The 12,393-nt window shown below is 72.7% G+C and carries 14 protein-coding genes; 3 read left to right on the forward strand and 11 right to left on the reverse strand.

Annotated features, from left to right (window positions below; translation table 11 throughout):
• Positions 1 to 312: 312 nt before the first annotated feature.
• The 7 genes from truB to rimP all read right to left on the reverse strand — a co-directional run bounded on the left by truB (position 313) and on the right by rimP (position 7,289).
• Positions 313 to 1,218 carry a tRNA pseudouridine(55) synthase TruB gene (truB, locus tag ACFUO4_RS34750; RefSeq protein WP_383492320.1) on the reverse strand — a complete coding sequence of 302 codons (906 nt, stop codon included), beginning with the start codon at positions 1,216 to 1,218 and terminating at the stop codon, positions 313 to 315.
• Positions 1,215 to 1,661: a 30S ribosome-binding factor RbfA gene (gene rbfA, locus ACFUO4_RS34755; RefSeq protein ID WP_079313069.1), complete on the reverse strand. Its 447-nt coding sequence runs from the start codon at positions 1,659 to 1,661 to the stop codon at positions 1,215 to 1,217. The genes truB and rbfA overlap by 4 nt, the downstream gene beginning before the upstream one ends.
• 38 nt (positions 1,662 to 1,699) lie before the next feature.
• Positions 1,700 to 1,993, reverse strand: a complete 294-nt coding sequence (locus ACFUO4_RS34760; protein WP_018531172.1) for a DUF503 domain-containing protein — start codon at positions 1,991 to 1,993, stop codon at positions 1,700 to 1,702.
• A 150-nt stretch (positions 1,994 to 2,143) separates the two neighbouring features.
• Positions 2,144 to 5,254, reverse strand: a complete 3,111-nt coding sequence (infB, locus tag ACFUO4_RS34765; protein WP_383492324.1) for a translation initiation factor IF-2 — start codon at positions 5,252 to 5,254, stop codon at positions 2,144 to 2,146.
• Positions 5,255 to 5,417: 163 nt separating this feature from the next.
• Positions 5,418 to 5,699 carry a YlxR family protein gene (locus ACFUO4_RS34770; protein ID WP_079313065.1) on the reverse strand — a complete coding sequence of 94 codons (282 nt, stop codon included), beginning with the start codon at positions 5,697 to 5,699 and terminating at the stop codon, positions 5,418 to 5,420.
• Between the two features lie 97 nt (positions 5,700 to 5,796).
• The gene (nusA, locus tag ACFUO4_RS34775) at positions 5,797 to 6,789 is read right to left on the reverse strand and encodes a transcription termination factor NusA (protein ID WP_079313063.1); all 993 of its coding nucleotides are present in this window, start codon (positions 6,787 to 6,789) and stop codon (positions 5,797 to 5,799) included.
• A 2-nt stretch (positions 6,790 to 6,791) separates the two neighbouring features.
• Positions 6,792 to 7,289 (reverse strand): ribosome maturation factor RimP, encoded by a 498-nt coding sequence (gene rimP / locus ACFUO4_RS34780; RefSeq protein WP_079313061.1) that lies wholly within the window; start codon positions 7,287 to 7,289, stop codon positions 6,792 to 6,794.
• Positions 7,290 to 7,505: 216 nt separating this feature from the next.
• Here rimP and ACFUO4_RS34785 point away from each other — a divergent pair, with 216 nt between their 5' ends.
• Genes ACFUO4_RS34785 through ACFUO4_RS34795 form a run of 3 tightly spaced genes read left to right on the forward strand, consistent with a single transcriptional unit; the run spans position 7,506 to position 9,416 of the window.
• Positions 7,506 to 8,027 carry a hypothetical protein gene (locus ACFUO4_RS34785; RefSeq protein ID WP_383492329.1) on the forward strand — a complete coding sequence of 174 codons (522 nt, stop codon included), beginning with the start codon at positions 7,506 to 7,508 and terminating at the stop codon, positions 8,025 to 8,027.
• A complete protein-coding gene (locus ACFUO4_RS34790; RefSeq protein WP_383492332.1) occupies positions 8,024 to 8,491 on the forward strand; it encodes a ferritin-like domain-containing protein in 468 nt (155 codons plus the stop codon). The genes ACFUO4_RS34785 and ACFUO4_RS34790 overlap by 4 nt, the downstream gene beginning before the upstream one ends.
• Before the next feature lie 25 nt (positions 8,492 to 8,516).
• Positions 8,517 to 9,416, forward strand: a complete 900-nt coding sequence (locus ACFUO4_RS34795; protein ID WP_079313057.1) for an aminoglycoside phosphotransferase family protein — start codon at positions 8,517 to 8,519, stop codon at positions 9,414 to 9,416.
• Positions 9,417 to 9,518: 102 nt separating this feature from the next.
• Here the strand turns inward: ACFUO4_RS34795 and ACFUO4_RS34800 are convergent, their stop codons facing one another.
• From ACFUO4_RS34800 to ACFUO4_RS34815, 4 genes are read right to left on the reverse strand one after another with little or no spacing between them, the layout of a single operon-like run.
• Positions 9,519 to 10,100 carry a hypothetical protein gene (locus tag ACFUO4_RS34800; RefSeq protein ID WP_383492336.1) on the reverse strand — a complete coding sequence of 194 codons (582 nt, stop codon included), beginning with the start codon at positions 10,098 to 10,100 and terminating at the stop codon, positions 9,519 to 9,521.
• Between the two features lie 28 nt (positions 10,101 to 10,128).
• Complete coding sequence (locus tag ACFUO4_RS34805; RefSeq protein WP_383492339.1) at positions 10,129 to 10,890, reverse strand: WhiB family transcriptional regulator; 762 nt, start codon at positions 10,888 to 10,890, stop codon at positions 10,129 to 10,131.
• Positions 10,887 to 11,681: a BN159_2729 family protein gene (locus ACFUO4_RS34810; protein ID WP_383492342.1), complete on the reverse strand. Its 795-nt coding sequence runs from the start codon at positions 11,679 to 11,681 to the stop codon at positions 10,887 to 10,889. Before ACFUO4_RS34810 ends, ACFUO4_RS34805 begins: the two co-directional genes overlap by 4 nt.
• Positions 11,678 to 12,265: an RNA polymerase sigma factor gene (locus tag ACFUO4_RS34815; protein ID WP_383492345.1), complete on the reverse strand. Its 588-nt coding sequence runs from the start codon at positions 12,263 to 12,265 to the stop codon at positions 11,678 to 11,680. Before ACFUO4_RS34815 ends, ACFUO4_RS34810 begins: the two co-directional genes overlap by 4 nt.
• Between the last annotated feature and the right edge of the window lie 128 nt (positions 12,266 to 12,393).

The following is a 12,393-nucleotide window of genomic DNA, read 5'->3' on the forward strand; positions in this document are numbered from 1 at the left end:
GTCCGTGAGCCCCGTCCCGTCATGGTCGAACCTCCCCGCCGTGGCGCTGCCGTGCTCGCGGGGCCGTCTCTCGGTCGGGTGGTCCGTGGGACAGGCCCGTTCTTGACGGTAGGCACCGGCTGATCGGCGGGACAGATCGCGTGGTGAACGCGCCCCCTTCCGCTCCCCCGGTTCACTCCGAGCGCCTGCCCGGACGGGTGAATGGGCGGGGACGGGTGGATACACCCTAGGGGTGGGGGAACCGAGGGGGGACCGTGGAGCGGCGGAGTACTCCGTGACCGCCGCTCCACGGACGGAGCGTCATCGAGGAGCTCAGCCGAAGACGGCCAGGCTCTTGGCCTTGCCCTTCTGTTCCTCGACCAGGGCGAGGAAACGGCCCTCGGGGTCGAAGACGGCGACCGCGCCGCGGCCCACGTACGCGTCGGGCATCTCCAGGCGTACACCGTTCAGGAGCAGCCTCGCCCGCTTGGCGTCCACGTCCCAGCGGGGGAACGCGGCCGCGGCGGCCTCGGCGATCGGCATGACCGTCAGCTCCTGCTGGAGCTGGTCCAGGGTCTTGGCCGCGTCCAGCTTGTACGGGCCGACGCGGGTGCGGCGCAGCGCGGTGAGGTGGCCGCCCACGCCCAGGTCCGCGCCCAGGTCACGGGCGAGCGCCCGGATGTAGGTGCCCGAGGAGCAGACCACGGACACCACCAGGTCCATCACCGGCGTGCCGTCGGCCGCGACCGCGTCCCGGACGTCGTACACCGCGAAGGACGAGATCCGCACCGGGCGGGCGGGGATCTCGAACTCCTCGCCCTCGCGCGCCCGCTTGTAGGAGCGCACGCCGTCGATCTTGATGGCGCTGACCTTGGACGGCACCTGCATGATGTCGCCGGTCAGCTTGGCGATCCCGGCGTCGACGGCCTCGCGGGTGACCTTCGAGGCGTCTGTCGACCCCGTGATCTCGCCCTCTGCGTCGTCGGTCAGGGTCGTCTGGCCGAGCCGGATCGTGCCCAGGTACTCCTTCTCGGTGAGGGCGAGATGCCCCAGGAGCTTGGTCGCCTTCTCGACGCCGAGGACGAGCACGCCCGTCGCCATGGGGTCGAGGGTGCCGGCGTGGCCGACGCGGCGGGTCCTGGCGATCCCGCGCATCTTGGCGACCACGTCGTGCGAAGTGAAGCCCGACGGCTTGTCGACGATGACAAGTCCGTCGGGCGTGGTGCTCTTCCGGTTCATTCGGAGGTGTCGTCCTCGTCCTCGCCCGGCTTGCGGTACGGGTCCGCCTCGCCGGCGTAGGTGGCGCCGGCCGAGACCTCGCGCACCTTCTCGTCGGACTGGCGGGCCTTGTCGAGGAGGTCCTCGATGGTCCGGGCGGTGTCCGGGAGGGCGTCGGCCACGAACGTCAGCGTCGGGGTGAACTTCACGCCCGCCGCCGCGCCGACCGCGGAACGGAGCACGCCCTTGGCGCTCTCCAGTCCGGCCGCCGCCGCCGCTCGCTCCTCGTCGTCCCCGTACACCGTGTAGAAGACGGTCGCCTCCCGGAGGTCACCGGTGACCCTGGTGTCCGTGATGGTGACGTGGCTGCCGAGCCGCGGGTCCTTGATCCCCCGCTGCAGCTTCTGGGCCACCACCTCCCGGATGAGGTCCGCCAGCCTCTTCGCCCGCGCGTTGTCGGCCACTGGTCCGTCTCCTTAGTTACTTCTTCTTGCCGCTTGCTTCAGTCTTCGTCGCTGTGGAGCCTGCGTCGAACCGACAGCAGTTCCACCTCGGGCCGCCCGGCCACCAGCCGCTCACAGCGGTCCAGTACGTCGGTGAGGTGGCCTGTGTCCCCGGATACCACCGCGAGCCCGATCTCGGCCCGCCGATGGAGGTCCTGATTGCCCGTCTCCGCCGCACTCACCGCGTACTTGCGCTGGAGCTCGGCCACGATCGGACGGACGAGTGAGCGTTTCTCCTTCAGCGAGTGGACGTCGCCGAGGAGCAGGTCGAAGGACAGAGTCCCCACATACATGTGTGTGTCCGGATGTCCCGCCGGTTCGGGGTACGGGCGCCGCGCTTGGACGCCGATACGGGAACCGTACACGCAACGGCCGGGGCCGATCGACGGAAATTCCGTGGAGGAACTTCCCCGCCGATCGGCCCCGATCGCGTGCTGTGACGGTCAGACGCGCGGCTTCTCGCGCATCTCGTACGTCGCGATGACGTCGTCGACCTTGATGTCGTTGAAGTTTCCGAGGTTGATACCACCCTCGTAGCCTTCGCGGATCTCGGTGACGTCGTCCTTGAAGCGACGCAGACCCTCGATGTTGAGGTTCTCCGCGACCACCTTGCCGTCGCGGATGAGGCGCGCCTTGGTGTTGCGCTTGACCTCGCCCGAGCGGATGAGGACACCGGCGATGTTGCCCAGCTTGGACGACTTGAAGACCTCGCGGATCTCCGCCGTACCGAGCTCGACCTCTTCGTACTCCGGCTTGAGCATGCCCTTGAGGGCCGCCTCGATCTCCTCGATCGCCTGGTAGATGACCGAGTAGTACCGGACGTCCACGCCCTCGCGCTCGGCCATCTGCGCCGCGCGGCCGGCCGCGCGGACGTTGAAGCCGATCACGATGGCGTCGGAGCCCATCGCCAGGTCGATGTCCGACTCCGTGACCGCACCGACGCCGCGGTGCAGGACGCGGATGTCGACCTCTTCGCCGACGTCCAGCTGGAGCAGGGAGGACTCGAGCGCCTCGACGGAACCAGAAGCGTCACCCTTGATGATGAGGTTGAGCTGCTGGACCTCGCCGGCCTTGAGCACCTTGTCCAGGTCCTCGAGGGAGACGCGGCGGGTGCGCTTGGCGAACGCGGCGTTGCGCTCACGGGCGGCGCGCTTCTCGGCGATCTGACGGGCCGTACGGTCCTCGTCGACCACCAGGAAGTTATCGCCCGCGCCCGGGACGTTGGTCAGGCCCAGGACCTGGACCGGCGTCGACGGGCCGGCCTCGGCCACGTTGTTGCCGTTGTCGTCGTGCATCGCCCGGACTCGGCCGTACGCGTCGCCGACCACCATGGTGTCGCCGACCCGCAGGGTGCCGCGCTGGACGAGGACCGTCGACACGGCACCACGGCCGCGGTCGAGACGGGACTCGATCGCGATGCCCTGCGCGTCCTGGTGCGGGTTGGCCCGCAGGTCGAGCGAGGCGTCCGCGGTGAGGACCACGGCCTCCAGCAGGGAGTCGATGTGCAGACCCTGCTTGGCGGAGATGTCGACGAACATGGTGTCGCCGCCGTACTCCTCGGCCACCAGGCCGTACTCGGTGAGCTGACCGCGCACCTTGGTCGGGTCGGCACCCTCGACGTCGATCTTGTTGACCGCGACGACGATCGGCACGTCGGCCGCCTTGGCGTGGTTCAGCGCCTCGACCGTCTGCGGCATGACGCCGTCGTTGGCCGCGACGACGAGGATCGCGATGTCCGTCGACCGCGCACCACGGGCACGCATGGCGGTGAACGCCTCGTGACCCGGGGTGTCGATGAAGGTGATCTTGCGCTCTTCGTCGTTGACCTCGGTCGAGACCTGGTAGGCACCGATGTGCTGGGTGATGCCGCCGGCCTCGCCCGCGATGACGTTCGTCTTGCGGATGGCGTCGAGGAGTCGGGTCTTACCGTGGTCGACGTGACCCATGACGGTGACGACCGGCGGGCGGACCACCAGGTCCTCCTCGTCGCCCTCGTCCTCGCCGAACTCGATGTCGAAGGACTCGAGCAGCTCGCGGTCCTCCTCCTCCGGGCTGACGATCTGAACCGTGTAGTTCATCTCGTCGGCGAGGAGCTGGAGCGTCTCGTCGGAGACGGACTGCGTGGCCGTGACCATCTCGCCGAGGTTCATCATGACCGCGACGAGCGACGCCGGGTTGGCGTTGATCTTCTCGGCGAAGTCGGTGAGCGAGGCACCGCGCGACAGGCGAACGGTCTCGCCGTTGCCGCGAGGCAGCATCACGCCGCCGACCGACGGGGCCTGCATGGCCTCGTACTCCTGGCGCCTCTGCCGCTTCGACTTGCGACCGCGACGCGCGGGACCGCCGGGACGACCGAAGGCGCCCTGCGTGCCACCACGGCCACCCGGACCACCGGGACGACCGCCGAAGCCGGGACGACCGCCGCCGCCCGCACCGGCACCCGGACCACCGGGACGGCCGGCGAAGCCGCCGCCACCGCCACCGGGACCGCCCGGACGACCGGCGAAGCCGCCGCCGCCACCGGGACGGCCGGCGAAGCCGCCGCCGCCACCCGGGCGACCGCCGCCGCCACCGGGACGACCGCCGCCACCGGGACCACGGCCACCGGGGCCACCGCCGCCGGGACGCGGGCCGGCAGCAGGACGCTGCGGCATCATGCCGGGGTTGGGACGCGGGCCGCCGGGGCCGCCGCCGGGACGGGGACCGCCCTGCGGACGGGGCATGCCACCCGGGGTCGGACGCGGACCGCCCGGAGCCTGCGGACGGGGACCGCCCGCCGCGCCCTGGGGACGGGGACCGCCCTGGCCCTGCGGACGCGGGGCGCCGCCGGGACGCTCACCGGGGGCACCGGGGCCGCCGGGTCGCGGGGCACCGCCCGGACGGGGCGCCTGCGGGCGCGCCATGCCGGTGGAGCCACCAGAGGTGAAGGGGTTGTTGCCCGGACGGGGACCGGCCGGACGGGCACCGGGACGCGGCGCCTGGCCACCCGGACGCTGGGCGCCGGGAGCGGGACGGTCGCCACGACCCTGGCCGCCCTGTGCGGGGCCGCCGGGGCGGGCACCCGGACGCGGGGCCTGCTGGCCGGCCGGACGCGGGGCACCCGGACGGGGGCCGGAGCCCTGCGCGGGGGCCGGTGCGGCGGGGGCCGACGGGGGCGCCGTGAACTCGGGCGTGGTCGGAGCCGGGGACGCCGGCGCGGGGCGCGGCGCGGGCTTCGGGCCCGGGGTGGGACGGGGGCCGGGAGCAGCCGGCGCGGCGGGAGCCGCGGGCGTCTCGGCGGCGGCCGGCTTGGGAGCCGGCGGGCGCGGGGCGGCCGGACGGGCAGCCTGCGCCGGAGAGGGGGCTGCCGGCTTCGCCGGGGCAGCCTTGCGCGGGGCGGGCTTGCCGCCTCCGTTGCCCTGCTGGAGGGCGTCCGTCAGCTTACGGACGACGGGCGCTTCGATGGTCGAAGACGCCGAACGGACGAATTCACCGAGTTCCTGGAGCTTGGCCATGACGACCTTGCTCTCAACCCCGAACTCCTTGGCGAGTTCGTATACCCGGACCTTAGCCACTTCGCTCCTTTTAGGTCCGGGTTGCGTCCGGACCGTCGCTACTTCATGGGCGTACTCATCGCGTGCTCATCGAGTGCTCATCGCAATCTCGACCTACTTCCAACTCGCGGGGTACCAGGGCCGCACGGGGGTTCCGTACGACACTCCTTGCGGTGTTGCCTGCTCAGCAACTGTCTGTCTGCTCGACGTACTGGCGCAACGCCTTTACGTCGAGCGCTCCCGGGGCGCGAAGCGCCCGCGTGAACGCCCGGCGGCGTACCGCCTGGTCGAGACAGACCAGGGCGGGGTGCACATAGGCGCCCCGGCCGGGCAGCGTACCGCTTGGATCGGGGACGCATGCGTCCTTGATCGCCACGGTGCGCAGCAGATCGGTCTTGGCCGCTCGCTGCCTGCACCCCACACAGGTGCGTTCAGGGCATGCGCGGGCGCGCGTCCGGCCAGACACTGCTAAGTCTACCTCCCCGTACCGACCTCACCCCTTTGGGGCAGGAATCGAACGGTTGTTGTCGTGATCTAAGCCAACCGCGGCTTGGATCTATTCCTCAGTCCTGCTCGGCGGGCTGCTCGGTGTCCGGACGGATGTCGATCCGCCAGCCGGTCAGGCGGGCCGCGAGCCGGGCATTCTGCCCTTCCTTGCCGATCGCCAGGGACAGCTGGTAGTCCGGCACGGTCACGCGCGCGGAGCGGGCCGCGAGGTCCACGACCTCGACCTTAGAGACGCGGGCCGGGGACAGCGCGTTCGCCACCATCTCGGCCGGGTCGTCCGACCAGTCGACGATGTCGATCTTCTCGCCGTTCAGCTCACCCATGACATTGCGCACCCGGCCGCCCATGGGGCCGATGCAGGCGCCCTTGGCGTTGAGCCCGCTGCGGGTGGACCGCACCGCGATCTTCGTACGGTGACCGGCCTCACGCGCGATGGCGGCGATCTCGACGGACCCGTCGGCGATCTCCGGCACCTCCAGCGCGAAGAGCTTCTTCACCAGATTGGGGTGGGTGCGCGACAGGGTGACGGACGGACCGCGCACGCCCTTCGCCACTCGTACGACGTACGACCGCAGCCGCATGCCGTGCGGGTACGTCTCACCCGGGACCTGCTCCTGCACCGGCAGGATGGCCTCCAGCTTGCCGATGTCGACGAGCACGTTCTTCGGGTCGCGGCCCTGCTGGACCACACCGGTGACGATGTCGCCCTCACGCCCGGCGTACTCGCCGAGCGTCGCGTCGTCCTCGGCGTCGCGCAGCCGCTGCAGGATGACCTGCTTGGCGGTGGTGGCGGCGATACGGCCGAAGTCGGACGGGGTGTCGTCGAACTCGCGGGGCTCCTGGCCCTCTTCGAGGTCTTCGGGGTCTTCCTTCGCCCACACGACCACATGGCCGGTCTCCCGGTCGAGGCGCACGCGCGCGTGGCGGTGGCTTCCCTCGGTGCGGTGGTAGGCGATGAGGAGGGCCGACTCGATCGCCTCGACCAACAGGTCGAAGGAGATCTCCTTCTCCCGTACCAAGCCCCGCAGGGCACTCATGTCGATGTCCACGGCTACGCCTCCTCTTCCTTCTTGTCCTTGCGGTTGAACTCGACCTGGACGCGCGCCTTGTCGATCTCGGCGAAGCCGAGTCTGCGGCTGGTGGCCTTGCGGCCCTTCACTCCGGGGACCTCGACGTCCAGGCCGTCGTCGTCGACCGTCAGGATCCGGGCGACCAGTTCCCCGCCCTCGGCCAGCTGGAACTTCACCAGCCGGTCGACGGCGCGGGCGTAGTGCCGGTGCTCGGTGAGGAGGCGCTCCGCGCCCGGGGTGCCGACCTCGAGGGTGTACTCGCCCTCGCCCATCGCGTCCGTCTCGTCGAGCTTCGCCGAGAGCGCGCGGCTCACATCGGCGATGGCGTCCAGATCGGCGCCCTGGTCGGAGTCGACGACGACACGCAGCACGCGCTTGCGTCCGACGGAGTCCACGGCGATCTCTTCGAGATCCAGTCCCTGGGAGGTGACGAGCGGTTCCAGGAGCTCTCGCAGCCTCTCGCTCTGGGTGGTGCTCATCCGGGTGACTCCTCGGCCGCGTGTGCTGTTGTGGGAAGGTCGCGTGTCTGGTCAAAGGGTATCCGGTCCGAAGGACTGTTGCCGTCCATCGTGCGCCGCCGGGGGCCCGGCAACGGTGCCGATGAGTGGCTGCGGACCGGTGCGCGGGTACCGTGATCACCGGCGGGGCCGCCCTTCCCGCCCGCATGTTCGTACGAGCCCCCGAGGACGTCTGCCGTGCCGTACCCCCCGCCGCCGCGCACCCCCTCGGGGCCGCGCAGAAGAACCCTCCTCGCCTCGGCCGCCGGAGCCGCCCTCCTGACGGGCTGCTCCTCCGGGTCCGACGACTCCGACTCCGAGGAGAGCACCGGGGGCAGCCCGTCGGTCACCGAGCGGGCACGCACGCGTGCGGCGCGGGACAGCAGGGGGATCGTCGAACGGTACGACGTCGTCCTCGCCGCGTATCCGGCGCTGGCGGAGCGGCTGGCACCGCTGCGGGACGCGGCCGTACGGCATGTGGAGGCGTTCGGAGGAACCGTCACCGCGGCCTCCCCCACGGTGTCGCGGCCGTCGCCCTCGGCCACCGCGCCGGTGAGTGAGAAGGACGCCCTGGTCGAGCTGGCCGACGCCGAGCGGGCGCTCGCCGACGCGCGGGCGAAGGCGTTGCTCGACGTGCCGGGCGAGCTGGCCCGGCTGCTGGCGTCGGTGGCCGCGGCCGGTGCGGCGCACGCGTATCTGCTGAAGGAGGGGGCCAAGTGAGCGACGAGGACGAGAAGCGGACCCTGACCGCGCTCCAGGCGGCCCTGGCGGCCGAGCACGCGGCCGTCTACGGCTACGGCGTCGTCGGCGGCCGCATCCGCGAGGGCCGGCGCACCGAGGCGCGGTCCGCGTACGACGCCCATCGCGCCCGGCGTGACCTGCTGGTCCGGGAGGTGCGGGACCTGGGCGGCAAGCCGGCCGCCGCGGCGGCCGGATACGCGCTGCCGTTCCCGGTGCCGGACTCGGAGGCGGCCGTACGGCTGGCCGCGGAGCTGGAGGACCGGGTCGCCGGGGTGTACTCCGACCTCGTACGGGCAACCGTGGACGGGCGGCGGTCCATGGCCGCGGAGGCGCTGCGGGAGGCGGCGGTGCGGGCGGTGCGCTGGCGCGGGGAGAGCGTAGCCTTCCCTGGTCTCGCCGAGCGGGCGGCGGCGGCCACGGCCAAGCCGACTCCCACGGCGTAACACGTACGGAAGGAAGAACTCGGGTATGGCTTTCGCACCGCCGCAGCGTCTGGTCAGGGCGCTCGGTGAGACGGCACCTGACGGTGACGACTGGTTGGAGAAGCTGCCCGAGGCGGCTCAGCAGGCCGTCGCGCTACGCGAGTTGACCGTGGAGCGGGTGCAGGTGCCCGGCGGCCGCAGCAGCCTGGTCGTGCTGGTCCGGCGGGCCGACGGCACTCCCGCCGTGCTCAAGCTGGCCCCGCCGCGGTTCCGGCCGGAGGCCGAGCGGGCGGCCCTGGCGCACTGGGACGGGCTGGGGGCCGTACAGCTGCTGGAGCCTTTCGCGGGGGAAGGGGTGCTGCTGCTGGAGCGGTTGCATCCCGATGTGTCGGTGCGGTCACTGCCCGAGGCGAAGGCGCTGCTGGAGGCGGCGGGTACCTTGCGGCGGCTGTGGGTCGAACCGCCCGCCGGACACGCGTTCGAGACGGTGGCCGAGCGGACGGGACGGCAGGCGCAGGCGATGCGGGCGACCGCGTCGGAACGAGCCGAGGTCGGGCCGCTGGTCGCCGCGGCGATGGCCGCGCGGGAGGAGCTGCTGGCCGCGCCGCCCGAGGAGCGGCTGCTGCACGGCACGTTCCGGCAGAGCAAGGTGCTGGCCGGGGAGCGGACGCCGTGGCTGGCGGTGGGGCCGGACCCGGTGGTGGGTGAGTGCGCGTTCGATCTGGCCCGGCTGGTGCGGGACCGGGTGGAGGACCTGATCGCCTCGCCCTCGGGGGCGTCCATCACGCGGCGTCGGGTGAAGCGGCTCGCGGAGTCCTTGGACGTGGATCAGGAGCGGCTGCGGGGGTGGACGCTGTTCCGGGCCGTGGAGTCCGGGGTGCGGGCGCTCAGGGTCGGCCGGGCCCAGGACGCGGAGCTGTTGCTGGAGTTCGCGGGCTGGCTGTAGCCGGGCGCCGTTGCGGACGGAACACGCCCCCCTGCCGAGGGTCGTCGCAGGGGGGCGTGGTGGGTCCGGCCGACGTGCCTCCCGAGCCTGCCGACCGGAGTCTCACGGGGAGGGCGGCGGGTGGGTGGGGGCCTTGGGTGGCCGGCGGGGGCCGGTGACGGTTGCGGTGGGTTCGGCAGGCTCGGTGAGCAGCGTTCCCTCCAGTGCCAGAAGCCGGGTGTGACGGCGCAGGTGGGCCGCCTGGTCGGTGGCCGGAGGGCCGTCCGCGGCGAGGGCGTGCGGGGCGTACGGGGTGTGGGCGAACAGCGGGAGGTCGGCCGGGTGCAGCCGCCAGGACAGCTGCCGCCCGCCGGCCTCGATGCGCAGATGATGGACGCCGTCGGGGCCGGCCTCGCTGTCGGGGGCGAGGACGGCGCTCGCGGGGTGCAGCGCGGCCAGCCAGGCGAGCAGGTGTGCGTGGTCGAGCCGGACGCGGGTCAGCTCCCGCTCGTAGGAGTCGGCGTGACGCTGCCAGCGGTCGCGTTCCCGACGGCAGTCGTCCAGGTCGCGCCGCTCGGAGCGGGGCAGGCGGCCGGGGCGCAGCGCACGGCGCAGGGCGGCGGCCGTCCGTCCCAGCGCGCCGGGCAGCCCTGGACCGGGGGCGTCCGTTGCCTCGTGCGGGGTGATCGGAGGGGGCGTGGACATCAGGTACTCCGGTGACGGTGAACAGGTCTCAGCACGGTCCGTCGGCCGCGGCGACGGTGGCCGCACGGGGGCGGGTCTCGTCGGTACGGTCGCGGGTGGATCCGGTGCGCCGGTATCGCCCGGCACCACGGGCGTTGGCGTCCCGGCACGCCTCGTCGACGAACTCGCCCCGGCGCAGGTGCCGTTGGTAGGCGGCCCGAGTCCCGCAGGGCGCGAGGCGGGGCCTCGGGTCCCGGGCGTCGCGCCCGTACGGCCCGTCGCCGGAGGGCGGCGTCTCGGGCGGAACGGGGTCGTCGACCCGGACGGACGGCGGGCCGGTGGCCGTCCGGGGAGGAGGGGCGGCGGCCGTCCGGGGAGGAGGGGCGGCGGCCCGGAGGGGCCGTGCGGCCGGGTGTGGACGTCGGCTCCCCGTGGGTGGTCGGCGGGAGGGGCCCGTGGAGCGGTCGGGTGTCGGGGTCGGTGGCACGTCGTCGTCCGGCGGGGCGGGAGGCGGCTCGGTGTTCCGGCGTGGCGGGCCGTCCGCCGTCTGGGCCAGGGCGTGGCGTTGGGCGCCCGTCAGGCCGGCGATGATGCCCTGGCGGTCGCAGCGCGGGAGGCTCCTCTCCCGGTGCAGCACCGCGGTCCGGCAGGGGTCGAGCACCGGGCAGGCCGCACAGATCGCCAGCGCCGTGGACGTGTACCGCTGGGTGAACCACAGGTCGGCGTCCTGCCCCCGGCAGGCCGCGCTCGTCTCCCAGGCCCGCGAACCCGCGTCCGCCCAGGTCTCCGCGGTGGGTGCGCGCAGGCTCATCGGACCGGTCCCGCCGGTCCGTACGCGGGCGGCGCCGGTACCGGGGCGAGCGCCGACGCCGCGGGGTCCACGTCGTCCGGGGGCACGGCCCGTACCGGTGTCAGCGGTCCCAGGTGGGCCGCCACGTTGGCCAGGGAGCAGCGCTCGGGCCGGCCGTCCACGGACATCAGCGGCATGCCGTCCTGACGCCTGCACCCCTGGAAGTACCAGACGTCCCCGTGCGCGTCGCGCAACGGGAGCGCCAGGTCGTAGACCCGGTCGCCCATGCGGAAGGGGCGGGTCGGGGCGGTGGGGGCGGCGGAGGGCAGTGTCGCCGCGGCTCCGTGAGCCACCACCGTCATGCGTACGCCGTCCCGCATCCCCTCGCCGATCACGGTGTGCGGGCGGGTGCCCTCGCCGACGATCGTGATGCCGAAGTAGGCGCGCCAGCGGGTCCATTGCGTGGGCCCGTCGACGCGGAGCACGACCCGTACCCGGTCGCCGTCGACGCGGATGTCGGTGGGGTTCAGATGGCCGGCGAGATGACGGCCGATGACCTGGGCGACCTGCCGCGCCCGCGCGCAGGCGGCGTCCCAGTCCAGCGCCTTGCGCTCCAGCTCGGTCAGCGGACGCGGGAAGCGGGACCAGCCTCCGCCGGGTGTGCGGTACAGGAGGGCGCCCGGGGGGCGGCGGGGGTCGACGAGGAGCCGGGCGCAGTCGAGCGCGTGGGCGACGGCCGCCGCCTGTTCCGGCGGGACGGACCCCAGGACGGCGCGGATCACGCCGGCGGCATGGGTGAGGTTGCTGTTCACGCGGACACCGCCCCGATGGACCAGCGCAGCTTCAGCAGGGCCCGGCAGGTGAGCGTGCGCACGGCTCCGACCGTCTGACCCGTCACCAACGCCGTTTCCTGCGGGGTGAGTTCGTCCAGGTAACGCAGCTCCACACAGTGCCGCTGCCGGGCGTTGAGGGTTTTCAGGGCGGCGCGGACCGTTTCCCGTGCCTCGACAGCCTCCAGGTCGCGCGGGACCCGGTCTCCCGTGCCGGTGCTCACCCCGCGGGGGTCGTCGAACTCCCCGACCGGGGTCTCCCACCGGGTCCGGCCACGGCCGAGTTCGTCGAGCCAGAGGTTCTTGGCGATGGTGGTGAGCCAGCCGGCGAAGGCGACGCCCTGCCAGGTGAAGCCGTCGATCCGGCGCAGGGCGCGGACGAAGGCCTCCTGGGTCAGGTCCTCCGCCAGATGTCTGTTGCGCGTCCGGACGAGGAGGAAGCCGTACACGGCGCGGTAGTGCTGGTGGTACAGCGCGGCGAACGCCTCACGGTCCCCGGCGCGAGCACGTGTGACCAGTTCGGGTTCCGGGGTGGCCGGGACGATGGGGTGGGCCGGTAACGACATGATCGCTCTCCCGTCGGCATCGATGCAGAGGTGCGGAGCGGCAAGCCCCGTATCTTCGTTATCCATGTAGATGTAGATTCCGGATGCGCTCCGCAGTCTTCATGTAGATGTAGATCGTGTCAAGGTGC

The organism is Streptomyces sp. NPDC057280, from assembly GCF_042668605.1.
Taxonomy (GTDB): domain Bacteria; phylum Actinomycetota; class Actinomycetes; order Streptomycetales; family Streptomycetaceae; genus Streptomyces.